The organism is Streptomyces sp. NBC_00028 (assembly GCF_045041065.1).
Taxonomy (GTDB): Bacteria; Actinomycetota; Actinomycetes; order Streptomycetales; family Streptomycetaceae; genus Streptomyces.
In genome coordinates this window covers 8728961-8753130 of the sequence record NZ_CP108293.1, presented here as the reverse complement: position 1 = coordinate 8753130, position 24170 = coordinate 8728961, and the positions used below count along the sequence as shown (strand labels likewise).

The 24170-nt window shown below is 70.8% G+C and carries 24 protein-coding genes, 1 tRNA gene, 1 pseudogene and 1 riboswitch; of the genes and pseudogenes, 10 read left to right on the top strand and 16 right to left on the bottom strand.

Translation table 11 applies throughout. The annotated features are described in order from the left end of the window. Positions 1-22: 22 nt before the first annotated feature. Positions 23-898: a sulfurtransferase gene (locus OG885_RS39640; RefSeq protein WP_405740542.1), complete on the bottom strand. Its 876-nt coding sequence runs from the start codon at positions 896-898 to the stop codon at positions 23-25. A 370-nt stretch (positions 899-1268) separates the two neighbouring features. Between OG885_RS39640 and OG885_RS39635 the strand changes: the two genes are divergently transcribed. The 6 genes from OG885_RS39635 (at position 1269) to OG885_RS39610 (ending at position 6151) form a co-directional block, all read left to right on the top strand. Beyond that, positions 1269-2189, top strand: coding sequence for an ABC transporter substrate-binding protein (locus OG885_RS39635; RefSeq protein WP_405740539.1), 921 nt, complete (start codon positions 1269-1271; stop codon positions 2187-2189). 108 nt (positions 2190-2297) lie between these two features. Further along, a complete protein-coding gene (locus OG885_RS39630) occupies positions 2298-3329 on the top strand; it encodes an ABC transporter substrate-binding protein (protein WP_405740536.1) in 1032 nt (343 codons plus the stop codon). Between the two features lie 8 nt (positions 3330-3337). After that, positions 3338-4087, top strand: coding sequence for an ABC transporter permease (locus tag OG885_RS39625; RefSeq protein WP_405740533.1), 750 nt, complete (start codon positions 3338-3340; stop codon positions 4085-4087). Further along, positions 4084-4845: an ABC transporter ATP-binding protein gene (locus OG885_RS39620; protein WP_405740530.1), complete on the top strand. Its 762-nt coding sequence runs from the start codon at positions 4084-4086 to the stop codon at positions 4843-4845. Before OG885_RS39625 ends, OG885_RS39620 begins: the two co-directional genes overlap by 4 nt. Beyond that, positions 4842-5957, top strand: coding sequence for a phosphotransferase enzyme family protein (locus OG885_RS39615; RefSeq protein ID WP_405740527.1), 1116 nt, complete (start codon positions 4842-4844; stop codon positions 5955-5957). Before OG885_RS39620 ends, OG885_RS39615 begins: the two co-directional genes overlap by 4 nt. Beyond that, positions 5903-6151, top strand: a complete 249-nt coding sequence (locus OG885_RS39610) for a hypothetical protein (protein ID WP_405740524.1) — start codon at positions 5903-5905, stop codon at positions 6149-6151. Before OG885_RS39615 ends, OG885_RS39610 begins: the two co-directional genes overlap by 55 nt. Positions 6152-6262: 111 nt before the next feature. Here the strand turns inward: OG885_RS39610 and OG885_RS39605 are convergent. The 11 genes and pseudogenes from OG885_RS39605 to OG885_RS39555 form a co-directional block, all read right to left on the bottom strand. Then, positions 6263-7390, bottom strand: a pseudogene (locus tag OG885_RS39605) (LLM class flavin-dependent oxidoreductase). After that, a complete protein-coding gene (locus OG885_RS39600; protein ID WP_405740521.1) occupies positions 7383-8456 on the bottom strand; it encodes an LLM class flavin-dependent oxidoreductase in 1074 nt (357 codons plus the stop codon). The pseudogene OG885_RS39605 and the gene OG885_RS39600 overlap by 8 nt, the downstream one beginning before the upstream one ends. Next, positions 8453-9826: an NtaA/DmoA family FMN-dependent monooxygenase gene (locus OG885_RS39595; protein ID WP_405740518.1), complete on the bottom strand. Its 1374-nt coding sequence runs from the start codon at positions 9824-9826 to the stop codon at positions 8453-8455. The genes OG885_RS39600 and OG885_RS39595 overlap by 4 nt, the downstream gene beginning before the upstream one ends. 22 nt (positions 9827-9848) lie before the next feature. Next, complete coding sequence (locus tag OG885_RS39590) at positions 9849-11051, bottom strand: LLM class flavin-dependent oxidoreductase (protein WP_405740515.1); 1203 nt, start codon at positions 11049-11051, stop codon at positions 9849-9851. A gap of 191 nt (positions 11052-11242) precedes the next feature. Beyond that, positions 11243-11965 (bottom strand): GNAT family N-acetyltransferase, encoded by a 723-nt coding sequence (locus OG885_RS39585; protein WP_405740512.1) that lies wholly within the window; start codon positions 11963-11965, stop codon positions 11243-11245. Positions 11966-11989: 24 nt separating this feature from the next. Continuing rightward, entirely contained in the window at positions 11990-13012 is a 1023-nt protein-coding gene (locus OG885_RS39580) for an ABC transporter substrate-binding protein (protein ID WP_405740509.1), read from the bottom strand. Between the two features lie 50 nt (positions 13013-13062). Next, positions 13063-13848: an amino acid ABC transporter ATP-binding protein gene (locus OG885_RS39575; protein ID WP_405740506.1), complete on the bottom strand. Its 786-nt coding sequence runs from the start codon at positions 13846-13848 to the stop codon at positions 13063-13065. After that, complete coding sequence (locus OG885_RS39570; protein ID WP_405740503.1) at positions 13845-14831, bottom strand: amino acid ABC transporter permease; 987 nt, start codon at positions 14829-14831, stop codon at positions 13845-13847. Before OG885_RS39570 ends, OG885_RS39575 begins: the two co-directional genes overlap by 4 nt. A gap of 164 nt (positions 14832-14995) precedes the next feature. Next, the gene (locus OG885_RS39565) at positions 14996-15145 is read right to left on the bottom strand and encodes a hypothetical protein (RefSeq protein ID WP_159059550.1); all 150 of its coding nucleotides are present in this window, start codon (positions 15143-15145) and stop codon (positions 14996-14998) included. 31 nt (positions 15146-15176) lie between these two features. Next, positions 15177-15285, bottom strand: a riboswitch (SAM riboswitch). Between the two features lie 39 nt (positions 15286-15324). Then, complete coding sequence (locus OG885_RS39560) at positions 15325-16230, bottom strand: glutathione S-transferase C-terminal domain-containing protein (protein ID WP_405740499.1); 906 nt, start codon at positions 16228-16230, stop codon at positions 15325-15327. A gap of 118 nt (positions 16231-16348) precedes the next feature. Further along, a complete protein-coding gene (locus OG885_RS39555; protein WP_399963579.1) occupies positions 16349-16471 on the bottom strand; it encodes a putative leader peptide in 123 nt (40 codons plus the stop codon). 118 nt (positions 16472-16589) lie between these two features. On the opposite strand from OG885_RS39555, the gene OG885_RS39550 reads away from it, so the two are divergent. From OG885_RS39550 to OG885_RS39540, 3 genes are all read left to right on the top strand, one after another. Beyond that, positions 16590-16877, top strand: coding sequence for a DUF1905 domain-containing protein (locus OG885_RS39550; protein ID WP_405740496.1), 288 nt, complete (start codon positions 16590-16592; stop codon positions 16875-16877). A gap of 140 nt (positions 16878-17017) precedes the next feature. Next, positions 17018-18133, top strand: coding sequence for a glycoside hydrolase family 19 protein (locus OG885_RS39545; protein ID WP_405740493.1), 1116 nt, complete (start codon positions 17018-17020; stop codon positions 18131-18133). Between the two features lie 15 nt (positions 18134-18148). Beyond that, positions 18149-18907, top strand: coding sequence for an NPP1 family protein (locus OG885_RS39540; RefSeq protein ID WP_405740490.1), 759 nt, complete (start codon positions 18149-18151; stop codon positions 18905-18907). 66 nt (positions 18908-18973) lie between these two features. On the opposite strand, the gene OG885_RS39535 is transcribed toward OG885_RS39540, so the two are convergent. Together OG885_RS39535 and OG885_RS39530 are read right to left on the bottom strand one after the other, a co-directional pair. Then, positions 18974-19047: transfer RNA gene (locus OG885_RS39535), tRNA-Pro, on the bottom strand. An 81-nt stretch (positions 19048-19128) separates the two neighbouring features. Continuing rightward, a complete protein-coding gene (locus OG885_RS39530) occupies positions 19129-20556 on the bottom strand; it encodes an MFS transporter (RefSeq protein WP_405740487.1) in 1428 nt (475 codons plus the stop codon). A 179-nt stretch (positions 20557-20735) separates the two neighbouring features. Here OG885_RS39530 and OG885_RS39525 point away from each other — a divergent pair, with 179 nt between their 5' ends. After that, entirely contained in the window at positions 20736-21329 is a 594-nt protein-coding gene (locus OG885_RS39525; protein WP_405740484.1) for a TetR/AcrR family transcriptional regulator, read from the top strand. A gap of 70 nt (positions 21330-21399) precedes the next feature. Here the strand turns inward: OG885_RS39525 and OG885_RS39520 are convergent, their stop codons facing one another. Then, the gene (locus tag OG885_RS39520; RefSeq protein ID WP_405740481.1) at positions 21400-22443 is read right to left on the bottom strand and encodes an Ldh family oxidoreductase; all 1044 of its coding nucleotides are present in this window, start codon (positions 22441-22443) and stop codon (positions 21400-21402) included. A 9-nt stretch (positions 22444-22452) separates the two neighbouring features. Beyond that, complete coding sequence (locus tag OG885_RS39515; RefSeq protein WP_405740478.1) at positions 22453-24165, bottom strand: thiamine pyrophosphate-dependent enzyme; 1713 nt, start codon at positions 24163-24165, stop codon at positions 22453-22455. Positions 24166-24170 lie beyond the last annotated feature (5 nt).

Below are 24170 nucleotides of genomic sequence, written 5' to 3'. Positions count from 1 at the left end.
CGATCGGCCGGCCAGGCGGCGTTCACAGCTCCAGCGGCAGCGCCGGGTCCTTCGACCACTCCTCCAGCGAACCGTCGTACAGCGACACGTCCCCGCGTCCCAGCAGGGTGAGCGCGAGGGCCGCGCCGGCCGCCGAGATGCCGCCGCCGCAGTACAGGACGACCGGGGAGTCGGTGGTGGTGAGCACCGCGCCGACGCGGGCGGCGAGTTCGGGCGCGGGCAGCAACCGGCCCGCGGAATCGAGGAGTTCACGGCCCGGCAGGCTGCGGCTGGCCGGGATGTGGCCCCGGCGGGTGTAGCGGGTGGGGGCGGTGCCGTCGAAACCGCCGGTCGGCAGCGCGCAGACGAGCACACCGGGACGTTCGCCGCGGCTGACGGCGGCCACCTCGTCCACGTCGGTCCAGAGTCCGGGACGCGGTACCGGGGTCACGGGCGTGACCGCGGGCACCGGCACCGGCTCCGCACCGGAGGCGAGCGGCCGGCCGGCCGCCTCCCATGCCGCCAGCCCGCCGTCGAGCACGGCCGCGGGGACGGAGATCGCCCGCAGCATCCACCACAGCCGGGCCGCCCAGATGCCCCCGCCGTTGTCGTACGCCACGACCGCGTCCCCCTCCCCCACGCCGAGCCGGGCGAGCGCGGCGGCCAGGGCCTCGGGGGACGGTACGGCGAAGTGGTAGGGCGCGTCGTGGTCGGAGAAGTCGCCGGTCAGGTCGGCGTGCCGGGAGCCCGGGAGGTGCCGCTCGGCCCAGGCGGCCCGGCCGCTCGCACACCGGTAGTCGCCGTCGTGCCGGGGCGAGGGCAGCAGGGCGGTGGCGTCGAGGACGACCACCCGCGGGTCGTCGAGGCGGGCGGCGAGCCAGGTGTCGTCGACCAGGGGGCCGGGCAGCAGGGAAGTCATGGCGGCCGATGGTACGCCCGTGAGCTGGGCGTCTTACTCGTCGAGCAAGGTCGTCCCATATTCCGGACCGCGCTTGCACAGCCTCCCGGGCATGCCGTTATGGTTTCGGCCATCTACGCGGGAGCCCCTACCCGGCTGGGCTGAGAGGGCGTCTGGGATCCGTTCGTGAGAACGCGATCCCCATGGGGACGCCGACCGCACCAACCACGCCAGCCAGGCGTCCCGCGTAGGAGTACACGTGTTCACAGCAGTCGAGCCGAAGCGACCGGTGTCCCCCACCCCGGTGCGCTGCTCCTGTTGTCGCCACTGACACACCCTCGCCTCCCTCACCGTTCACCACGCCTTCGCGCGTCTCCTTCGGAGTACCCCCATGCCGCACATCCGGGTCATGCTGGACTATTTCCATCCTTGGCCGAATTCAGCCGGTCTGTATCTGTCCCGTGCCCGTGGCTGGTTCGCCGAGGCGGGCCTCGACGTGGAACTGGCCGTCCAGGATCCGGGACGCGGAGACACGCTGGAGTACCTGGCACGGGGCGAGGTCGACTTCGGGATCTTCCCGCCGAACCGGCTGCTGGCCCGCCGCGCCGCCCACGGCCAGCCGCTGATCGCCGTCGCCGCGGTCAACCACCGTGGCCTGGAGGCGATCCAGACCACCACCTCCACCGGCATCACCCGCCCACGCGACCTCGCCGGCCGGCGGCTCGCCCTCAACCCGACCCCACGCGGCCGTGCCATGGTCCGCCATCTGGTCGCGGCCGACGGCGGCGACCCCGACGCCGTGCTCCTCCTCGACGCGGGCGCCCGCGAACTGACCGTGGACGACATCGAGGCGGGCGAGGCCGACGCCACCTTCGGCAACTACTGGTCCTGGGACGCCCTGCGCGGCGACCTGCCCGAGGAGCGACGGCTGACCTGGCCGGTGGACGAGATCGGCGCACCTCGCTACCACAGCTACCTGCTCGGTACGAGCGAACGGCTGCTCGCCGAACAGCCCACCCTGGTGCGGGACTTCCTGGCCGTGACGGCTCGTGGCTACGCAGCCGCCGCCCAGGAACAGGACGGCACCCTGGAGTTGCTGGAAGCCGTGATCCCCTACTTCCCGCGTCCGCTCATCGCCCGTTCGCTCGCACTGATCGCGCCCACCTGGACGGACCGGGACGGCCGTTGGGGTGTCATCGACGAGAGCCGGATGGGCCCGTACGCCCACTGGCTCGCGGAGAACGGCGCGATCGCGCACGACCGCGACTGGGACCGCTCCTTCACCAACGGCCTGCTGGACGTGACCGCGTGACGCTGCTGACCCGGCGGCTCGCCGTCGACTTCAAGCGGGTGGCGAGCGCGCTGTGTCGGGCCTGACCGCCCCGCACCGCTCGCCTCTCCTCCGTACGAAGGACCCGCCATGCACCGCCGCACCCTGCTGTCCGCGATCGCCGCGACCTCCCTGCTCGCCGTCACCACGGGATGCCAGGCCGACTCCTCGGCCGCCGCCAAGGACGGCACCACGACCGTCACGCTCGCCCTGGACTGGACGCCCAACACCAACCACACGGGCATCTACGTCGCCCAGGCCAAGGGCTGGTTCAAGGACGCCGGCATCGACCTGAGGATCGTGCCCTACGGTTCGACCGCTCCCGAGACACTGCTCGCCGCCCACAAGGCCGACTTCGGCATCTCCTACCAGGAGGGCGTGACGACCGCGCGGGCCGCGGGCGCCGACATCACCTCCGTCTACGCGGTCACGCAGAAGACGAACGTCACCATCGCCGTGCGCGCCGGCCGCGACGACATCAGCTCACCCAAGGACCTCGACGGCAGGACGTACGCCGGTTTCGGCGCCCCCTACGAGAAGCCGCTGCTCCAGAAGGTCATCCAGAACGCGGGCGGCGAGGGCGACTTCAAGCAGGTCACCCTCAACACCTCGGCGTACGCGGCGCTCTACGCCGACAAGGCCGACTTCGCGATGCCGATGCCGACGTGGGAGGGGCTGGAGGCGGAGCTGAGCGGCAAGCCGCTGAAGAACTTCCAGCTGTCCGACTACGGCTTCCCGGCGATCTACTCGACGCTCGTCGCGTCCTCCGACCAGTTCCTGAAGAAGAGTCCGGCGGTCGCGAAGAAGTTCCTCGCCGCCCTCGACAAGGGCTACCGGTACGCGGCCGACCACCCCGACCAGGCCGCCGACCTCCTCATCGCCCAGAACAAGAGCGTGCTCACCAACACCGAACTGGTGAAGAAGAGCGAGCGGTTACTGGCGAAGGAGTACTACAAGGGGGCGGACGGCGGGATCGGGACGCAGAGCGCCGAGCGCTGGCAGGCGTTCGCCGACTTCGAGTACCAGGCGGGGCTGCTGGTCGACGGAGACGGCAAGAAGCTGACGAAGGCGCCGGACGCGTCCGAGTTCTTCACCAACGACTATCTCCCGGCCGCCAAGTGAGGGCGCTGTTGCGGTCGTTGTGGCCGCCACTGCTGGTGCTGGCCGTCGTGGTCGGCGGCTGGCAGCTGTACGTGAGTGCCGCCGGGGTCGATCCGACGACCCTGCCGTCTCCCGCACGGGTGCTGGAGCAGGGCTGGGCGAACCGCGCGGACCTGTGGGCGCAGACCCTGCCCACCCTCCAGGAGACCCTGCTCGGTTTCGCGCTGTCCTTCACGGCGGCCTGGCTGGTTGCCGTGCTGCTGGACTTCTCCGCGGCGGCGCGGCGCGGCCTGTATCCGCTGCTGGTCGCCTCGCAGACGATCCCGATCGTCGCGGTCGCGCCCCTGCTCATCATCTGGTTCGGCTTCGGGCTGTTGCCGAAGATGCTGGTGGTGACGTTGACGACGTTCTTCCCGCTGGCCGCCAACCTGGCCGCCGGGTTCGCGGCGACCGACCGTGAGGCGACGCGGCTGCTGCGCTCGCTGGGCGCGGGCCGGTGGCGGACGTTCCGCCTGGTCCGGGTGCCGAGCGCGATGCCGTACTTCTTCGCCGGGCTGCGGGTGAGCATCACCTACGCCGTCGTCGGCGCGGTCTTCGCCGAGTACGCGGGCGCGGAGGCGGGCCTCGGGATCTATATGCAGGCGCAGAAGAGCGCGTTCCGCACGGACCTGGTGTTCGCGGCGGTGGGCGTGACGGCGGCGCTGAGCATCGCCCTGTTCGGGGCCACGTATCTGTTGCAGCGGCTGGTGCTGCCCTGGGAACGGAAGGTGGGCAAATGAGCTCGCTGCGCATCGAGGGCGTCGGCAGGTCCTTCGGTGATCTGGAGGTGCTCCGGGACCTCGAACTCTCCGTGGAACCGGGTGAGTTCGCGGCCGTGATCGGCCCGAGCGGCAGCGGCAAGAGCACGCTGTTCAATCTGGTCTCCGGCCTGGACCGGCCCACGTCCGGGCGGGTGCTGGTGGAGGGCGAGCCCGCCGGGGTGGCGTCCGGCAAGGTCGCCTACATGCCGCAGAAGGACCTGCTGTTCCCCTGGCGGACCGTGCTCGACAACACGGCCCTCGGCCTTGAGGCACAGGGCGTGCGGAAAAAGGAGGCACGGGCCCGGGCCGACGCCCTGTTTGCGGACTTCGGGCTCGACGGCTTCCAGAAGGCGTATCCGTCCCAGCTCAGCGGCGGGATGCGGCAGCGGGCCGCGCTGCTGCGCACGGTCGTCCTGGAGCGGCCGGTGCTGCTGCTGGACGAGCCGTTCGGCGCGCTGGACTCGCTGACCCGGACCGAGATGCAGCTGTGGCTCGCGGACATGTGGCAGCGCCACCGCTGGACGGTCGTCCTGGTCACGCACGACATCCGCGAGGCCGTCCTGCTCGCCGACACCGTGCACGTCCTGTCGCCGCGCCCCGCCACGGTCGTCGAGCGCTTCCAGGTGCCGCTGGCCCGCCCGCGCGGCGCGGACGACTTCACGGCGCCGGAGTTCGCGGCGACCGAACGCCGGATCCTGGAGGCGTTGAAGGGCACACGGACGGTGGGTGCGGCGTGAGTTCGCTCAAGGCACACGGCCTCGGCACCGAACCCGCCGAACCCGACTGGCCGCCCCTCACGGAAGCCGAGGTGACGCAGGTCGTCGGACCGGCGCGGGTGGTGTGGCGCAGCCCGCGCCCGCTGTCGGCGGCGGCCGTGGTCGAGCGGGGCGGCCGGCGCCTGTTCGTGAAACGGCACCATGTCACCGTACGAACCCTCGAAGCCCTGGCCGAGGAGCACGCGTTCCTGCGTCATCTGCGGGAGCGGGGGGCGCCGGTGGTGGAGGTGCTGGACGTCGCGGCGCGCGGCGAGTGGACATACGAGGTGCACTCCGCCGGTGACGGCATCGACCTGTACCGGGACGCCCTGTCCTGGTCCCCGTTCCGCTCGGCGACCCACGCCCGGGCGGCCGGTGAGGCGCTGGCCCGGCTGCATCTGGCGGCGGAGGGTTTCGACGCCCCTCCGCGTCAAGTGCGCCCGCTGGTCGCGTCGTTCACGGTGTTCGCGTCCGACGACCCGTGGACGGCCCTGGCGGAGTACACCGCCCTACGCCCCCAAGTCGCCGACGGGCTGAGGCACTTCCCCTGGCGCGAGGACACCGCCCGCGTGCTGATCCCGCTGTACGAGGACCTGGCCCCGCATCTCCCCCACCTCACGCCCCTGTGGACGCACAACGACTGGCACGCCTCCAACCTCCTGTGGGACACCTCCGGGCAGGTCGCGACCGTCCTCGACGTCGGCATGAGTGACCGCACGACCGCCGTGCACGATCTGGCGACGGCGATCGAGCGCAACGCCGTCCAGTGGCTCCGCCCCGGTTTCCCCGTGCGCGAGGGCGACGCGCTGGCCCTCCTCGACGGTTACCAGTCCGTACGACCGCTGAGCGCGGCCGAGTCGGCGGCGCTGCCGGAACTGTTGCCGCTGGTCCACGCGGAGTTCGCGCTCTCCGAACTGGGCTACTTCCACGGGGTGACCCGCTCGGCGGAGAACACCCGGCTGGCGTACGAGTACTACGTCGGGCACGCGGAGTGGTTCGGGGGTCGCGCGGGGCGACGGCTGCGGTCTACGATCCGCTCATGCTTGCGACGGAGGGCAGCACGGTCCCGGACCTGGAGCGGTACGTCCGGCTGATGCTCTGGCTGTTGCCGATCACCGCGGTGCTGTGTGCCGCGTTCTGTGCGTCGTTCCTCGGCGCGATGCGTCGCTCCAGGGCCGCCGGTGAGGCCCAGGTCGCCACGGCCAAGGGGCGCAACGCGCTGGCGACCGCGCTGCTCGCCGCGTTCCTGGCGGCGTGCTGGGGCGGCGCCGCCCTGCTGTTTCAGTAGCGGGCGTCGGCCCCGTGGGGGCGCGTCGTGGCCGTTCGCGCAGTTCCCCGCGCCCCTGAAGGTCGGACCAGGTGTCGTGCTGTCGGGGGCACAGGGAACTGCGCGACAAGATCAGCTCGACTGGAGCGAGTGACCTCGTCTGCGCCACTCGGCGGCGAGCAGCTCGTAGGAGCGGATCCGGTCCGCGTGGTCGTGGGTGATGGTGGTGAGGAGCAACTCGTCGGCGTCCGTGGCCTCCTGGAGCTGTTCCAGGCGGTCCGCGACCGTGGCCGGGGAGCCGACGAACTGGGTGTCGAGGCGGTCCTGGACCAGCTCCTGGTCCGCCTCGGTCCAGGGGTGGGCGCGCGCCTCGTCCGGGGTCGGGAACTCGATGGCGCCCTCCGCGGTACGGATGCTGCGCACCCATGGGCCGTAACCGGTGGCGAGTTCGCGCGCGGTGGCGTCGTCTCTGCGACCACGACGTCGGCGGAGACGCTGACGTACGGCTTGTCGAGGACGTCGGAGGGCTGGAAGAAGGACCGGTAGCCGTCCACCGCCTCCAGGACCGTGGCCGGACTGACGTGGTAGTTCGCGGCGAAGCGCAGGCCTCGCGCGCCCGCGACCTCCGCGCTGGTCCCGCCGCTGCTGCCGAGGATCCACACCTCGACGTCGGCGCCCTCGCCCGGCACCACGTGCGCCTCCACGCCGTCGTCGGTGCGGTAGGTGCCGGCCAGCAGGGCGAGGAGGTCGTCGATCTGTTCGGCGTACTCCTGCGACTCGGCGCCCGGGAGCAGGAGCAGCTTGCGCTGGAGGGCTATGCGGGGCGAGCCCAGGAGGCGTTCGAAGGAGAAGCGGGGCGGTATGACGAGGCCGTTCGGGGCGTGGCCCGGAGGCGGCGGCTCCACGGCCGGCTGTCCCGGTGGGCGTCCGCCGGAGCGGCCGAGGCCCAGGTCGAGGCGGCCCGGGTGCAGGGCGTCGATCAGGCCGAACTCCTCGACGGTGTTCAGCGCGGTGCGGTGGCCGAGCTGTACGGCTCCGGAGCCGAGCCGGATCGTGGAGGTCGCGGCGGCCGTCAGCGCGAGCACGACCGCCGGGGAGGTGCCCGCCACCCCGGGGTTGAGGTGGTGCTCGGCGAACCAGTAGCGGGCGTAGCCCAGTTGCTCGGCGCGCTGGGTCGATGGAGTTGCGCAGGGCGTCGGCCGCCGTGGAGCCGCTGGAGATCGGTACCAGGTCGAGGACGCCGAGGGGGATGTCAGGCATGGACGGGCTCCTCCCGTACGGGTTCCCACGCGAACGGCGGGTCCGGGATGTCACGCCGCAGCACCGGGGCGACCCTCGCCTGGAACAGCTCCAACGAGTCCCGGTGCTGACGGTCCGTCAATCCACTGGCATCCGCGTGCAGATGGAGGACCGTGTGCCCGAACTGCTCGTGGTAGCGGTGCACCTTGTCGATGATCTGCTCGGGGCTGCCGATCAGGGCGGAACTGCGCTCGACGAAGTCCTCCAGGGATTCGAAGACCACGGGGAGACCCGCCTTCTCGTAGAACGCGAGGTTGGCCTCGAAGAGCGGCCGGTAGATGTCGAGGGCCTCCTGGGAGGTGCGGGTCACCAGGAGCCCGGCCGTCCCGGCACCCACCGCTATGTCCGCCGGATCGTGCCCGTAGTACTCCCACCGCTCGCGGTAGTAGCGGATCAACTCGGCATAGGGCTCTATGGGGTTGGTGACGTTGGCCGAGAAGAGCGGATCGCCGTAGCGGGCGGCCAGGTCGACCGACTCCTTGCTGGTGGCGCTGCCGTGCCAGACCCGCACCGGCCGCTGGTAGGGCCTGGGCCACACCTCCGCCTCCTTGAGCGGCGGCCGGAAGCGGGTGTCGGCGGTGACCTTGTCCTGCCGCCAGATCTGCCGGAAGACCTCGTAGCTCTCGGCGTTGCGGTCCCACTGGTCCTCTGGGGTGACGTGGAACAGCTCGCGCTGGGCCGTGCCGTTGCCCTTGCCGATGATCAGGTCGAGGCGGCCCTCGGAGAGGTGGTCGAGGGTGGCGTAGTCCTCGTACGCGCGGACCGGGTCGAGCAGGCTGAGGGTGGTGACCGCGGTGAACAGGCGGATGCGGCGGGTCAGGGCGGCGATGTGACCGAGGACGACGGTCGGCGAGGAGGAGAGGAACGGCCGCTCGTGCCGCTCCCCCACCCCGAAGCCGTCGAAGCCCAGTTCCTCGGCCAGAACGGCGTTGTCGAGCACCTCGCGGAACCGCTCGTGCGTCGACTTCAGCACCCCGGTGACCGGGTCCGGTCGGTGCACGATCAGCGTGATCGCCAGGAACTTCACGACGCGGCCCGTTCGCCGCGTGCCTCGTCCGGGTGGGCGAGGCCAAGGTGGTCGCGCAGGGTCGTGCCCTCGTACTCGGTGCGGAAGACGCCCTGTTCCTGGAGGAGCGGGACGACCTTGTCGGCGAAGACGTCGAGGCCGGTGGGGGTGATGTGCGGGACGAGGATGAAGCCGTCGCTCGCGTCGGCCTGGACGTACTCGTTGATGGTCCTGGCGACCGTCTCCGGGGAGCCGACGAAGGTCTGCCGGTTTCCGGTGTTGATGACCAGGTCGCGGATGGACCACTTGTTGGCGGCGGCCAGTTCGCGCCACTCGCGGGCGGTGGCGAGCGGGTCGCGGTACATACGGACCTGGGCGCGGCCCTTGGAGATGTGGTTGTCGCTGACATCCGGGTCGATGTCCGGGAGCGGGCCCTCCGGGTCGTACGAGGACAGGTCCCGGTTCCAGACGAACTCCAGGTGCTTGAGGGCGGTGGCCCCGCTGACCTGCTGCCGGCGCACCTCCCTCGCGAGCTCCTCGGCCTCGGCGTCGGTGTCGCCGAGCGCGAAGGTGGCGGCGGGCAGGATGAGCAGGTCGCGGTGGCCGCGGCCGTACTTTGCGAGGCGGTTCTTGACGTCCGTGTAGAAGGCCTGGCCCTCCTTGAGGGCGGCGTACCGGCTGAAGATGGCGTCGGCGGACGAGGCGGCGAACTCCCGGCCCTCCTCGGAGTCACCTGCCTGGAAGATCACGGGACGGCCCTGCGGGGAGCGCGGGACGTTGAACTGGCCGTGGATGTCGAAGTGTTGCCCGGTGTGGACGAAGGCTCCGGCCTTCGCGTCGCGCAGGAAGACACCGGTCTCCTGGTCGGCCAGGATCTCGTCACCGTGCCAGGAGTCGAAGAGCTCGCCGGCCGTGGCGAGGAACTCCTTGGCCCGTGAGTAGCGCTCGTCCTGCGGGAGGAAGCCGCCGCGGCGGAAGTTCTCGCCGGTGAAGGCGTCCCAGGAGGTGACCACGTTCCAGGCGGAGCGGCCGCCGGAGAGGTGGTCGAGGCTGGCGAACTGGCGGGCCACCTCGTAGGGCTCGTTGAAGGTGGAGTTGATGGTGCCGGTCAGCCCGAGGTGTTCGGTGACGGCGGCAAGCGCGGCGAGGATCGTGAAGGTGTCGGGACGGCCGACGACGTCCAAGTCGTATATGTGCCCGCCCTGTTCGCGGAGCCGTAGGCCCTCGGCGAGGAACAGGAAGTCGAACTTGGCCCGTTCGGCCGTGCGGGCGAAGTGGGCGAAGGAGCTGAACTCGATGTGGCTGCCGGCCTCGGGGTCGCTCCACACGGTGGTGTTGTTGACGCCCGGGAAGTGGGCGGCCAGATGGATCTGCTTCAGCGGCTTGGTCATGGCTGTGCGGTTCCTTCCCGTCTCAGGCGGCGGCGTAGCGGTTGGCGGGCCGGGTGAGGCCCAGCAGACCGCGCAGGGTGTCGGCTTCGTAGGCGGTGCGGAAGGCGCCGCGGCGCTGGAGTTCGGGAACCAGGCCCTGGGTGATGGCCGGGAGGTCGTGGCCGAGGACGGCGGGGCGGAGGCGGAAGCCGGTGAGTCCGGCCGACTGGAACTCCTGAAGCAGGTCGGCGAGTTGGGCGGGGCTTCCGGCGAAGACGCGGGCGTCGCTCTCGTACGGCTCCCCCGCCACGGCGTCGAGCCGCTCGCGGCGCGCGAGTGCGGCCGCCGGGTCGTCGTCGAGGAAGACCACCAGGTCCCCGAAGACATGGACGGGCTGGTCGGCGCGGCCCGCCGTCTCCTGCTCGGCGTGGATCTCGGCGACGATCGCCCTGGCCCCCTCGGTGTCGAACGGGGTGACGTATCCGACGTCGGCCTGGCGGGCCACCAGCCGGTACGGGACGGTCTGATGGGCGAGGGCGGTGACGAGGGGCTGGCCCTGCGGCGGGCGCGGGGTGATGGAGGGGCCCTTGACGCTGAAGTGGCGGCCCTCGAAGTCGATGTAGTGCAGCTTGTCGCGGTCGATGAAGCGGCCGGTGGCGACGTCCCTGATCTCGGCGTCGTCCTCCCAGCTGTCCCAGAGCCTGCGCACGGCCTCGACGTAGTCGGCGGCCTCGTCGAAGTACTCGCTGACGAGTTCTTGTCCGGCCGGGCTCTGGAGTTCGTCCAGGGTCAGCTGCGGGACGGTGCGGCGCCCGAAGTGCGCGGCCTCGTCCGGGCGGGGCGAGATCTGCACCCGCAGACCGGCGCGGCCGGTGCTGACGTAGTCGAGGGTGGCGATCGCCTTGGAGATGTGGAACGGCTCGGTGTGGGTGGCGATCACGGTCGGCACCAGGCCGATGTGCCGGGTCAGAGGTGCGACGCGGGACGCGATCAGTACGGCGTCCAGGCGGCCGCGGACCTGGTCGGTGCGGCCGTCGAGCCCGCCGAAGACCGAGGACTGCAGGCCGAGTCCGTCCTCGATGGTCACGAAGTCGAGCAGTCCGCGCTCGGCCTCGGTGACCAGGTCGGCCCAGTAGCGGGCGCTGAACAGGTCACCGGGGCGGGCCACCGGCTCGCGCCAGGAGGCCGGGTGCCAGCCGGTGCCGTCGAGGGCGACGGCCAGGTGCAGGGCAGAAGAAGGGGACACGAGAGGGTGCCTTCCTGGAGATCCGTACGAGAACACCGGCCCGGGCACACGGCACTCAGGGCACGGCGGAGAACAAACGGGTCAGGGGCGACAGAGCGCGCCGGCGACGCGCTGGAGGTCGATGTGCAGGCGGAGGTAAGGGATACACATGTCCCTGCCTCCCGTTCTGCCGGCGCGCGCCTCGTCGCACCTCACAACGCCTCCGCCCCGGCGTCTGTTCCTGGGCTGCGCACTTGAAGGATGGTCGATCGGCGGCGGAGGGTGAAGCCGAGCGACTCGTACAGCCGGATCGCGGTGGAGTTGTGGGCGGCGGCGTGCAGGAACGGGGTCTCGCCGCGCTCCACGATCCCGGCGGCGACCGCGCGCACCAGCCGGGTGCCGAGGCCCCGGCCCCGGTGGGCGGGGTCGGTGCAGACGGCGCTGATCTCGGTCCAGCCGGGGAGGTGGAGCCGCTCCCCGGCCAGGGCGATCAGCCGGCCTTGGTGGCGGATGCCGAGGTAGGTGCCGAGGTGAACGGTGCGGGCGAGGAAGGGTCCCGGCCGGGTGCGGGCGATCAGGTCGAGGATCTCCGGGACGTCGCCCGCCCCGAGCCGTACGGCCTCCGGAGCGGGCTCGGTCCGCAGCAGCCCGGTGGCGACGAGCTGGACGCCCTGGCCACCGCCGATGACGTCCCACCCGTCGGGCACGGTCTCGGCTCCCTTGACCTTGGCGGTCGCCCCCGGGCCGAGCAGAGCGTGCAGGTCGGCCCAGGCGGCCGGGTCCGCCGGGTCGGCGAGCGCGGCGAACGCGTACACGTCCGCCGGGTAGCGCGCCGCCCGGCCGACCCGTTCGGCGAACCCGGCGTGCGGGCCGTCGAGCGCGGCCCACACGGGGTTGTCCAACAGGCGGGTGCCCAGGGCGGTCTGGTGGACCACGATGACCTTTCTCTCAGTGGGTGATCAGGAGTTGGTGAGCGGCAGCCCGGGCGGGTTGACCTCGGACTTGGCGACGGCCTCGCCGGAGAGGTTCCAGGCCTTGAGCCACTTCTCGTACTGCCCGTTGTCGATCAAGTGGTTGATCGCGGCGGCGAGCGGCTTGGCGAGGCCGCTGTCCTTCTTGGCGGTCGCGGCGATCAGGCCCTGGAGGGTCTCGCCCGCACCCGAGAACTGGCCCGCGACACGGGTCGCCTGGGGCGTCTTCGCGGTCTGGGTGGTGTGGTACGAGAGGTTGGGGCTGGGGCCGAAGTAGGCGTCGATCTTGCCGCTGTTCAGGGCCAGGTAGAGGCTGTTGGTCTCCTGGAAGTACTTGACCGTGAGCTTCTTGCCCTCCTTCTCCAGCTTGGCCTTCCACTCCAGGAGGATCTTCTCCTGGTTGGTGCCGTTGCCGACGGAGACGGTCTTGCCGGCGAGGTTCTCGTAGTTGTTGTCGAAGTTCCAGGTGTTGTCCTTCTTCACCTCGAACGCGAGGTCGTCCTTGCGGTAGGAGGCGAACTCGTACTTCTGCTTGCGCTCCTCGGTGTCGGTGACGTTGGAGAACGCCACGTCGACCTTGCCGCTGTCGAGGCCGATGAAGAGGTTCTCCCAAGTGGAGCGCTGCACCTCGGGCTTGAGGCCGAGCACCGCGGAGACCAGCCGGGCGAGGTCGATCTCGGAGCCGGTGAGCGTCTTCTGGTCGCTGCCGATGAAGCCGAGCGGCGGGGCGCCGGAGGGCAGGGTGCCCGAGCCGATGACCAGCTTGCCGCTCTTCTTGATGTCGGCCGGCAGCAGGGCGCTGATGGACTTCACCTCGCCGACCTTGAGGGCGGTCTCGGTGGCCGCGCCGTTGGACAGCCGACCCACGGTCACCGTGCCGGCGGCGTCGTTGGTCTGGGTGGCGGCGTCGCTGTCGCCCCCGCAGGCGGCGAGCCCGGTGGCGAGGGTGGCGACGGCGGTGGCCGCGGTGATGCCCCGTATCAGGCTGCGTCGGGTGAGGTGCGTGCGCATGGCTGTCCTTTGTCGTTTGTGATGGGAAAGCAGGGAAAGGAAAAGGAAGTTCAGAGGACCTTGCTGAGGAAGTCCCGGGTCCGTTCGTGCTGCGGCTTGTCCAGCACTTCGGACGGCGGGCCCTGTTCGACGATCTTTCCGCCGTCGATGAAGACGACCCGGTCGGCGATCTCGCGGGCGAACCCGATCTCATGGGTGACGATCACCAGGGTGGTGCCGCTCTTCGCCAAGTCCTTGATGACGGCCAGGACTTCACCCACCAGTTCCGGGTCGAGGGCGGAGGTGGGCTCGTCGAAGAGGATGACGCCGGGCCGTAGCGCGAGGGCGCGGGCGATGGCGACGCGCTGCTGCTGTCCGCCGGACAGCTGGCGCGGGTAGGCGGATTCCTTGTCGGCGAGGCCGACCCGGTCCAGGAGTTCACGGGCTAGCCGGTGGGCCGCGTCCCGGTCCAGCTTCCCGGTCGCCACCGGGGCCGCGGCGACGTTCTCCAGCACGGTCAGATGCGGGAAGAGGTTGAAGTTCTGGAAGACGAACCCGATGTTGCTGCGCTGGGCCAGGATCGCCCGCTCGCTCAGCTCCTTGAGGTGTTCGCCCTGCTTTCGTACGCCGATGAGTTCGCCGTTGACGCTGACGTACCCGATCTCGGGCTTCTCCAGGTGGTTGACGACCCGGAGCAGGGTGGACTTGCCGGAGCCGGACGGGCCGAGGATGACGGTGACCTCGCCGGCCCGGACGGTCAGGTCGACACCGTCCAGGACCCGGTGGGTGCCGTACCACTTGTGCACGTCGTGGACCTCTACGGCGGCGGGCACGATCTGGAGGGTCTCGGTGGTCATACGGCGGCCTCCCTGCGGATACGGGCGCGCAGGTCGCTCACCGAGGTGCGCAGCTTCTGCAGCGGGGTCGGCGGCAGGGCGCGGGTGGCGCCCCGGGCGAAGTACCGCTCGACATAGAACTGGACGACGGAGACGACGGTGGTGAGGATCAGGTACCAGACGGTGACGACCAGCAGCAGCGGCACGATGTCGCCGGGGTAGGTGGCGCCCATGGTCTGGGCGGCGCCGAACAGGTCGAGCAGCGACACGTAGAACACCAGCGAGGTGGCCTTGACCAGGTCGATCAGCTGGTTGACGTAGTTCGGTGTGATGGAGCGCAGCGCCTGCGGGAAGACGACCTTGCGGAACTGGTAGCCCTTGGGCAGTCCGAGGGCGGCGGCGGCTTCGTGCTGGCCCTGGTCGACGGAGAGGATGCCGCCGCGGACCGCCTCGGCCGCGTACGCCGCCTGGTTGAGGCTCAGGCCGACGACGGCGACGACGATGTCGGTGGCGAGCCGGGACTCGTCGAAGCTGAAGAACGCCGGTCCGAAGGGGACACCCACGCTGAGCGTCTGGTAGAGGGCGCTGAAGTTGTAGAGGAAGAGCAGGATGACGATCAGCGGGATGGAGCGGAACGTCCAGATGTAGATCCAGCTGACCGCCCGCAGGACGGGACTCCGGGAGAGCCGGGCCAGGGCGAGCAGGATGCCGCCGAGGAGACCCAGCACCGCGCTGTAGGCGGTGACTTCGAGCGTGACGAGCAGTCCGTCGAGGATCGTCGGCCGCAGGAACCAGTAGCCGAACCGGTCCCACTGGTAGAACGGATTGGTTACCAGGCCGTGCGCGAACTGGGCCGCGAGGACCAGGACGACGGCGGTGGCGATCCACCGGCCGGGGCGGCGCAGGGGCAGAACGCGCTGGGCGGCAAAGGACTTTGACGGTGTGTCAGTGGCGGTCGGCGGTGCCTCGGTGAGGGACACTGCGGCGCCTGGGGGTTCGCTCATGGAGGGGCTCCGGCGGGAGTCGGATTCCCCGGGTACGGCGAACGAGGCGTGCTACGACCTGAGGGGCGTGACACACGAGGACGCACGGGCACCGGGGCTTGGTGGACAACGGCACACCGCGAGGGCGGTGTTCGTCTTCGGGGCGGGGCTGCGGAGGTGGAGAGTCAGCCCCGACAGCGGGCGCGGCCCGGTGCGGTACACAGTGCGCTGTTCACGCGGAGCAGATCGACGGCCCGGTCGGCGACGAGGAGGTCCACGTACGGCAGTACGCAGCCGTGGGAGCGGCGCGGGGCCGTCCTGGGGGCTGCGTACATGTCCGTCACCGTGTTCTTCCGGCCCGTCGGGCCCTCGCGCTTACCGATATGTCGTCGGTCCGGTCGTCACCTGGGGCACCCCACCGCGGAGCGAGGGTTGCCGGTCAGCAAGCCAGGGCTTGTCGCTGACACTCATGACCGTTCTGGGGCGTAAGTTAAGACATGCACCCGAACGGATGTCAACGCCGTTCCACCACGTGGGCGGTGTGCGCGGCCCAGTCCAGGATCTGTACGGCCGACCCGGCGGCTTCCAGGCCACGACAGCGGGCGTGGTGGCGGCGGGCGATGCCGTCGAGGTCGAGGTGGGCGCCGAAGGCGGGGTGGGCGGCCAACCGGCGTGCGTAGGACCAGAGTTCGGGGTGGTCGGCGATCCGCTGGACGGCGGAGGCGTCCAGGTGATGACGGTGTACGGTGTCGAGCTGCACCAGGGTGACCCACAACTCGACGTCGGCCGCGGTGATCTGATCGCGGATCAGGTATTCGCGTCCGACGAGCCAGCGCTCCAGCGAGCCGAGGGTCTCCAGCAGCTTGTCGAGCGCGGCCGGGTCGCCGCCGGCCGATCCGGCGAGCTGGGCGGCCCGCTCGATGCCGTCGGCACAGAGCCGCTCGACGGCCTCGGTCTCCGACTCCGAGCCGCACGGGTACAGCACGGGCCGGTCGCCGCCGAAGCTCCCCCAGCCTTCGGCCGGGCGGACCCCCAACTCGCTGCGCTCGGCCAGGTCACGGGTGATGTCCGGGGCATGGGTGCTGACGATGCGCCCCGACCAGTCGTCGCTGAGGACGGGTCCGGAGGCGGCACCGGTGTAGTGGTGGGCGCTCGCCTCGTACAGCGGGCGCAGCGCGGAGTATCCGCCGTCGGGACAGTCGGGGACGGCGTCCAGGAAGGTCACGGGACAGGCTTCGGCGAGGCCGAGCAGGCTGTGCACGACGGCGATGCGCAGGCCGTCGGGACATGACGTCGACAGATGGAGCCGGTAGCGGCGCGGCACGGCGTAGTGCCCGCTGCGCGCGTCCCGGCCGATGCGGCCCCGGAAGGCGGGGAGGGGCTGCGCGATCGTGACGGGGGCGAGCGGAGTGACGGACATGGGTCTCCCTGGGTGTGGGCGCGCGGACGTACGCGCGGCGGTAGCGACGTCGGGCCGGAAGGAGGGGGCGTGCCCGTGCCCGGCGGCACGGCGGACGCGACAGGGAACGGCGACCGGGTCAGCCGCGGGCGCGGATGGCGCTGCAGACCCGCTGGAGGTCGATGTGCCGGCGGGAGGTGAGAAGAGGCGACGGCCGAGACGTACGGCTCACTCGGCCGACGGCCGGTTCAAGGCGCCTCATGTTTCCCTACCTGTTCACTAGGATTCCCATCTGGAGTGTCGATCGAGTCGCGGTGGACGTCAAGAGGGCGTCCACAGGCCGGTCACCGACCGGGGCGGGCGCCGTACGCTCACCCCTCATGGAACTGGTCTTCACCGGTCAGGTGATCGAATGGCGCGGCCCGGCCCCCTACTACTTCGTCCCCGTACCGGACGACGAGTCCGCCGACATCCGTGAGGTGGCGACGGCGGCCTCGTACGGCTGGGGGGTGATCCCGGTCGAGGCGAGCATCGGCGGGATCACGTTCACCACGTCGCTCTTCCCCAAGGACGGCCGCTATCTGCTGCCGCTCAAGGCCGCCGTGCGCAGTCCGCGAAGCCTGACGACCGATGACGACGTGACCGTCCGGCTGACCGTCCTGCTCTGACGCCGACGTCGGCAACTCCCTTCCCTCAAGGCTTACTTCACCCCTTGACGGAAATGGTCCATACCTTTAGGTTCCCGGTCAGCAACGCCCTGTGTGACGCCCGCTCACCCCACGACACCCCCCTCAGGAGCGTCCCCACCATGCCCTTTTCCCTTCGCGTCGGCAGACTCCCGGTCCTCGCCGCGCTGTTGGCCGTCCTCACCGCCCTGTTGACCGTGACCCCGGCGCACGCCGCCAGTGGGTCGATATCCGGGCTCGCCGGCAAGTGCGTCGACGTGGCGGGCGCGAGCAACGCCAACGGCACTCCGGTACAGCTCTACGACTGCAACGGAACCGGCGCCCAGATCTGGTCCAACTCCGGTGACGGCACGCTCCGGGCACTCGGCAAGTGTCTGGACGTCGTCGAGCGCAGCACCGCCGACGGGGCCGCGGTCCAGCTGTGGGACTGCTCGGGCGGCGCCAACCAGCAGTGGGTGGTGAGCGCGGCGCGTGACATCGTCAACCCGGCCGCGAACAAGTGCCTGGACGTCCGCGACAACAACAGCGCCAACGGCACCCGGCTGCAGATCTGGACCTGTGCCGGCACGGCCAACCAGAAGTGGAACGCGCCCGCGGGCGGCGGTGGCGGCACCCCGTCCGGGTTCGTGGTCTCCGAGGCGCAGTTCAACCAGATGTTCCCGAGCCGGAACTCGTTCTACACCTACAGCGGGCTCGTCGCGGCCCTCAGCTCGTACCCCGGCTTCGCGAACACCGGCAGTGACACGGTGAAGAAGCAGGAGGCCGCCGCCTTCCTCGCCAACGTCAACCACGAGACCGGCGGCCTGGTGTACGTCGTCGAGCAGAACACCGCCAACTACCCCCACTACTGCGACTGGAGCCAGTCGTACGGCTGCCCGGCCGGCCAGGCCGCCTACTACGGTCGCGGGCCCATCCAGCTCAGCTGGAACTTCAACTACAAGGCGGCCGGGGACGCGTTGGGGCTGGATCTGCTGGGCAACCCCTGGCTGGTGCAGAACGACGCGTCCGTGGCCTGGCGCACCGGCCTGTGGTACTGGAACACCCAGACGGGACCCGGCACCATGACCCCGCACAACGCCATGGTCAACCAGGCCGGTTTCGGCCAGACGATCCGCTCCATCAACGGCTCCCTGGAGTGCGACGGCAGGAACCCGGCGCAGGTGCAGAGCCGCGTCGACGCCTACAACCGGTTCACCTCGATCCTCGGCGTCGCGCCGGGCGGCAACCTCTACTGCTGACAAGGAGCCGCTGTCATGCCCAAGTTGAGATCGTTCGCCTCGGCACTCCTCGGCGCACTGGCCCTCGTCGTCGCCGTCCCCACGTCCGCCCACGCCAACGTGCTGACCCTGCTCCCGCAGAACGCCGACGGCCTGGAGCAGACCTACTCCCCGGCCTACGACTACGACGGCGACGGCTGCTACGCGACCGCCGCGATCGGCGCCGACGGCACCCTCAACCCCGGTCTGAAACTGGGCGGCGACGTCAACGGCCACTGCCACGACTACGCCCAGCTCGCCAACGCCAACACCTACTCGCGTGCGAAGTGCAACAACGGCTGGTGCGCGGTGATGTACGCGAGCTACTTCGAGAAGGACCAGGCCACCCTCGGCCCGGCGGCCATCGGGCACCGGCACGACTGGGAGCACGTCGTGGTGTGGATCAGCGGCGACCAGGTGCAGTACGTGTCCGTGTCCCAGCACAGCGGCTACCAGGTGGCCGCCCGCGGCTCGGTCCGCTTCGACGGCACACATCCGAAGATCGTCTACCACAAGGACGGTGTGTCCACGCACTGCTTCCGCTTCGCCAACACCAACGACGAACCACCCGAGAACGCCACCGGCGGCTGGTTCTTCCCGCGCCTCGTCGGCTGGAACGGCTACCCGTCCGGCTATCGCGACAAGCTCCTGAGCGCCGACTTCGGCTCGGCCACCATCAAGATCGACGACGGCGACTTCCAGTACGCCCTCGGGCTCGCGAAGCCCTCCGGCATCCCCTTCGACCCGAACGCCTGAGACAGGCACCGGCAGACGAGAAGAGGGGCCCCGCGGGCTTTCGCCCGCGGGGCCCCTCTTCTGCCGTCGGGACGACAGGATTTGAACCTGCGACCCCTTGACCCCCAGTCAAGTGCGCTACCAAGCTGCGCCACGTCCCGGCCGCGATCGCCACGGGTGTTCCGTGTGAACGCGCAGGTAAACCCTACCGCACGCGCGCGGCCGATCCGACTGGCGGGACGTCAGCCCCGGGTGGAGACGGCCTCCGGGCGGGCCGGGGTGTCCACGGTGACCCTGCGTACGGCCCGCCCGACGGGGACGAGCAGCGCGGCCAGGGCCGCCCCGAGCAGCAGCAGCGCCAGCAGCGTGAAGCCATGGGTGTATCCGGACTCGTACGGCAGTCCGGAGGGCTGGAGGTGCCCGGTCACCAGGACGCTGGTGACGGCGGCGCCGATGGAGCCGCCGATGGTGCGGATGTTGGCGTTCATGCCGGTCGCGGCGCCCGTCTGGTCGGCCGGGACGCTGCCCACGATCAGGTTGGCCATGGAGGCGAAGGCGAGCCCGACGCCGAGGCCGAAGAGAGCCGAGACGAGAGCGACCTGCCACTGCTCGTCGTGCCACAGGGCAAGGAGACCGACGGCCCCCGCACCCAGCGCGGCGCCCGTCACCAGCAGCGCCTTCGCGCCGAGCACCGGCTCCAGCCGGCCGCCGACCACACCGGCGAGGAACATCGCCACCAGCATCGGCAGCATGAGCAGCCCGGCCGCCGTGACACTCGCGCCGAAGCCGTACCCGGCGGCCGTCGGCGTCTGGACGAAGCCCGGCAGGAAGGACCACAGCGCGTACATGCCCGCGCCGAACAGCAGCGCCACGGTGTTGGTGGTCCACACGGCGGGCAGGCGCATCACCCGCAGATCGATCAGCGGCGTGCGGGAACGGGCCTCCGAGTACAGCCACAGCGCGAACAGGACGACGGCCAGGGCGAACAGGCCGATCACCCGCGCCGATCCCCATCCCCAGACGGCGGCCTGGCTGAGCGGCAGCAGCAGCGCGACCAGCCAGGCCGACAGCAGCCCGGCGCCGAGCCAATTGACGCTGCCTTCGGCCCTGTTGGGCGACTCGGGCACATACCGTACGGCGATCAGCGTGGCGACCGCGACGACGCCGACCGGGATCCAGAACAGCCAGCGGTAGTCGAGCGCGGAGACGATGGGTCCGGCGGCGACGATGCCGACGCCACCGCCGGCGGCGATCACGGCGGACAGGTTGCTGATGCTCCTGCTCACCTGCGACGGGGCGAACTCGTCCCGGATGATGCCGAAGGAGAGCGGGAACAGGGCGCCGCCGACGCCCTGGACGACCCGGGCCACGATCAGGACGCCGATGGTCGGCGCCAGCGCGGCCAGCAGGCAGCCGACCGCCACGGTCACCAGGACGGCGACGAGGGTGCGCTTCTTGCCGATCAGGTCGCCGACGCGGCCGAGGATCGGGGTGAAGATCGACGCGGAGAGCAGGTACGCCGTCATCACCCAGGTCGCGGTGGACTGCGAGGTGTGCAGGGCGTGCTGGACGGTCGGCAGGGCCGGCGCGATCAGCGACTGGAGCATGGCGAACACGCCCGCACCGGTCGCGAGGACCGCGAAGGTGAGGCGGGTGGAGTTGCGGGGCATGGAGAAGCCTCTCCGAGCACGGGGGTGTGCGGCCGGAGCCTCTTGGGAGCGGTCGCGGGAAGGATGAAGGAGGCACCTCGACTGCTAAAGTGGAGGTACGCCTCCACTCTATCGGAGGCAACCCTCCGCTTCAACCCGTATCGGAGGCATACCTCCGCTTCACCCTCCGGGAGGCGTCCGTGACCACCCAGTCCTTCCCCGTCACCGAGCTCGTCGCGGCGCGCCGCCCCACCCGCAAGGACGCCGCCCGCAACTACGACGCGCTGCTGGCCGCCGCACGGGAGGCGTTCGCCGAGCATGGCGCCGAGGCCTCGCTGGAGGACATCGCGCGGCGCGCGGGGGTCGGCATCGGCACGCTGTACCGGAACTTCCCGACCCGGCGCCAGCTCTTCGAGACGGTCTACGCGGACGAGGTCAACGCGCTGTGCCGGCTGGCGGTGGAGGTGGCGGACCGGGAGCCGTGGGAGGCGCTGACGGTCTGGCTCGACCGGTTCGCGGGGTACATGGTGACCAAGCGGGCGGTGCGGGAGGCTCTCGACGGTGAGTCGGAGGTCTTCGTGGCGTGCCGGGAGTCGATGTACGCGGGTGGGGGGCCGTTGTTCGAGCGGGCTCAGGAGGCGGGGGTCGTGCGGGCTGATATGGAGTTCGGGGATCTGCTTCGGATGGTTGCGGGGATCATGGCGACGGCGTTCGAGGACGACGGTCAGAGGGACCGGGTGTTGGGGATTGCCCTGGACGGGGTCCGAAAAACGCGAATGGACCCGGGCGCCTGAGAGCTCGGGTCCTTCGCGTCGTTTGCGGGTGCGGGTTGGTGGGGGCTGATCGCGCAGTTCCCCGCGCCCCTTAGGTGGGCATCGGCACTCCGAGTTGTTCTGCTCGGTCGGTCAAGTCCTTCCACACCTTCGGCGCCACGGGGATGCCCTTCGCTCCCCGCTCCTCAGCGACCGCTGCGCTGCGCTCTCCCGGGTAGTACACGCCGTCCTCGCTCGGCAATCCCTTCAGCGTGGTCAGGGTTTCGTCGACCGCCGCTGTGAAGGACTCCGCTCCACCGAAAGCCACCGGATCGATCGCGATCAGCAGCGCGTTCTGGCGGTGCTTGCGGCCCTTCGGGTCGTCCGAGTGGAAGGACGCGAAGATCGGGGCACCGACCAGGACGCTGGTGAGGAGTTCGAAGGCGAGGGACATGCCGGAGCCCTTCGCGCCGCCCAGCGGCAGGGGCATGACGGCCAGCTCGGGGTCGGTCGTCGGGGTGCCGTCCGCCGTGGCGGCGGCGCCCTCCGGGAGCGGCGTGCCGCTCGCCTTCGCCTGGTGGATCTTGCCGAGGGCGATGGTGGCGGTGGCCATGTCGAGGACCAGCGGGGCGTGGGTCCGGGCCGGTACGGCGATGGCGAGCGGGCTCGTGGCCACCGCCGCGCCCTTGACGCCCGTGTAGCCCATGTTGGGCATCCCGGCCACGAAGCCGAGGCCGACCAGGCCCTGTTCGGCGATCTTGGAGACGTAGTAGCCGATGGCACCGGTGTGGACGGTCTCGCGTACCCCCACGGTGGCGATGCCGGTCGTACGGGCCCGTCGTACCGCCTCTTCCGCCGCCGCGCTCAGGGCCACCGGGCCCGGGGCGCGGTCGGCGTGCAGGACCGCGGCGGCGGGCGTGGTCGACTCGACCCTGATCTCGGGGGTGGCGTTCGCGACGCCCTTGGCGAGCAGGTCCAGATAGGCCGGGACGCGGGCGGTGCCATGGGAGTCGACGCCGCGCCGGGCGGCCCAGACGAACACGTCGGCGGTGGTCCGGGCGTGCTCGGGACCCAGGCCGCCCTTCTCCAGGAGGGCGGCGGCGAAGGTGCGCAGCTCATCGGCGGGGACGAGCACCTTCTGGGGGGTGGTGGACATGAAGGTCTCCTAGCGAGTGACGAGGACGTCGACGACCGCGGTCGTGCCCTCGGCCACGGACTTGAGGGCGCGCTCCAGCGCGGGGGTGAGCGCGTCCGGGGTGTCGACGGTCTCGGTGTGCAGGCCGAACGGCTCTGCGAACGCGGCCAGTCGGGGCAGGCGGTGCAGATCGGTGCCGAGCCACTCCCCCGTGTCGGCGGCGGCGCCCTCGGGGTAGAAGCGACGGTGGTTGAGATTCATCGACTTGTAGACACGGTTGTTGAACACCACGATCAGCAGCGGAAGTTCGTACGCCTTGGACGCGTCGTACGACGGGATGACCGGGTTGTAGGTGAAGGCACCGTCGCCGATCGTGAGGACCACCGGGCGTTCGCGCGCGGCGAGTTTGACTCCCAGCGCCACCGCGATGCCCTGACCCAGTCCGCCCTGGACATAGAAGTACGAGTCCGGGTCGACGGTCCGGACGTGCCGCTTCACCACGCGGCTGTGGGTGATGGTCTCGTCGACGACGATCGCGTCCTGGCCGTCGAGGAGTCTGCGCAGGGTCGCCGCGACCAACACGGGTTCGATGCCCCCGGCTTGAGAGGCGGCCTTCAACTCGGCCGCCGCGATCGCCCGCTGCTCGGCGGTGTGCCGTTCCTCCTGCGCCGCCCGGCGGACCGCCACCGCGCTCTCGTCCAGATCCTTCGCCCGCTTCGTCAGCTGGCGCAGGGTGTTGGCGACGTTGCCCTCCAAGTAGCGGTCCGCGAAGAGGACTTGGTAGACGACGTGCGGGCGTTGCGGCACCTCGTCGATCACCACGATCGTCGCCTTCGAGGGGCGGCGCGACGGCGGGTAGAACGGGGCGCGGCAGTTGACCAGGAGGATGAGGTCCGCCTCGTCCATCCAGGGGCCGATGTCGCTGCCGGCGTGCAGCGGGTGGGTGCGCGGGAAGTTGCCGCAGACCGCCGAGTCGGGCTCGACGACCGGGATGTTCCAGGCCTCGGCGAAGGCGACGAGGGCCTCGAAGCCGCCCGCCTCACGGCCGGCCGTCTCGGTGACGACGACCGGGTTCCTCGCCTCCCTGATCAGCTGCGCGACCGGGTCGACCTCTTCAGGGGAGCTGTGCGTGGAGCCGGGGGCGACCAGGGGCTTGGCCTCGCGGCCGTCCCAGTCCTCCAGCAGGATCTCCAGCGGGATGTTGAGGTACGCCGGTCCCGCCGGGGCCCGCCAGGACAGTTCCGCAGCCCGGGTGACCATCGTGGGCAGCGTGTGGACGCTCGCCGCCTCGGTGGACCACTTGGTGAACGGCTGGGCCACGGAGTGCGGGCCGCCCACGATGGACAGGTTGCGGTACCACTGGCCGCCTGGGTCCTGACCGGGGCCGTCGCCGTACGTGGTCGACTCCGAGGAGCTGACCACCATCGGGACCCCGGCGAGCAGCGCCCCGTGGACCGCCATCGAGCCCTGGAGGAGTCCGGGTGCCGCATGCAGCAGCACCCCCTGGGGGCGGCGCCTGAGCAGGCCGTAGCCGGTGGCCATGCCGACCGCGACCGTCTCGTGGGTGAGGTCGAGGTACTCGGGGCAGGGCAGCCCGTCCCGGTGGCGGCGGGCCAGGGACTCCCACACCGGGGCCCATTCGGACCCCGAGGAGCAGAAGAGGTAGTCGGCGCCGACGGCGTTGAAGGCGGTGACGAGAGCGTCGCCGCCGTCGGCGCCGGGGGATGTGGTGGTGTCGGTCATCTCTC

Bases quoted from the DNA above. Each gene is read 5' to 3' on its own strand.
- OG885_RS39640 (WP_405740542.1), bottom strand. From the start codon at position 898: ATGACTTCCCTGCTGCCCGGCCCCCTGGTCGACGACACCTGGCTCGCC.
- OG885_RS39635 (WP_405740539.1), top strand. From the start codon at position 1,269: ATGCCGCACATCCGGGTCATGCTGGACTATTTCCATCCTTGGCCGAAT.
- OG885_RS39630 (WP_405740536.1), top strand. From the start codon at position 2,298: ATGCACCGCCGCACCCTGCTGTCCGCGATCGCCGCGACCTCCCTGCTC.
- OG885_RS39620 (WP_405740530.1), top strand. From the start codon at position 4,084: ATGAGCTCGCTGCGCATCGAGGGCGTCGGCAGGTCCTTCGGTGATCTG.
- OG885_RS39610 (WP_405740524.1), top strand. From the start codon at position 5,903: ATGCTTGCGACGGAGGGCAGCACGGTCCCGGACCTGGAGCGGTACGTC.
- OG885_RS39595 (WP_405740518.1), bottom strand. From the start codon at position 9,826: ATGACCAAGCCGCTGAAGCAGATCCATCTGGCCGCCCACTTCCCGGGC.
- OG885_RS39580 (WP_405740509.1), bottom strand. From the start codon at position 13,012: ATGCGCACGCACCTCACCCGACGCAGCCTGATACGGGGCATCACCGCG.
- OG885_RS39575 (WP_405740506.1), bottom strand. From the start codon at position 13,848: ATGACCACCGAGACCCTCCAGATCGTGCCCGCCGCCGTAGAGGTCCAC.
- OG885_RS39570 (WP_405740503.1), bottom strand. From the start codon at position 14,831: ATGAGCGAACCCCCAGGCGCCGCAGTGTCCCTCACCGAGGCACCGCCG.
- OG885_RS39565 (WP_159059550.1), bottom strand. From the start codon at position 15,145: ATGTACGCAGCCCCCAGGACGGCCCCGCGCCGCTCCCACGGCTGCGTA.
- OG885_RS39560 (WP_405740499.1), bottom strand. From the start codon at position 16,230: ATGTCCGTCACTCCGCTCGCCCCCGTCACGATCGCGCAGCCCCTCCCC.
- OG885_RS39555 (WP_399963579.1), bottom strand. From the start codon at position 16,471: ATGAGGCGCCTTGAACCGGCCGTCGGCCGAGTGAGCCGTACGTCTCGG.
- OG885_RS39550 (WP_405740496.1), top strand. From the start codon at position 16,590: ATGGAACTGGTCTTCACCGGTCAGGTGATCGAATGGCGCGGCCCGGCC.
- OG885_RS39545 (WP_405740493.1), top strand. From the start codon at position 17,018: ATGCCCTTTTCCCTTCGCGTCGGCAGACTCCCGGTCCTCGCCGCGCTG.
- OG885_RS39540 (WP_405740490.1), top strand. From the start codon at position 18,149: ATGCCCAAGTTGAGATCGTTCGCCTCGGCACTCCTCGGCGCACTGGCC.
- OG885_RS39530 (WP_405740487.1), bottom strand. From the start codon at position 20,556: ATGCCCCGCAACTCCACCCGCCTCACCTTCGCGGTCCTCGCGACCGGT.
- OG885_RS39520 (WP_405740481.1), bottom strand. From the start codon at position 22,443: ATGTCCACCACCCCCCAGAAGGTGCTCGTCCCCGCCGATGAGCTGCGC.
- OG885_RS39515 (WP_405740478.1), bottom strand. From the start codon at position 24,165: ATGACCGACACCACCACATCCCCCGGCGCCGACGGCGGCGACGCTCTC.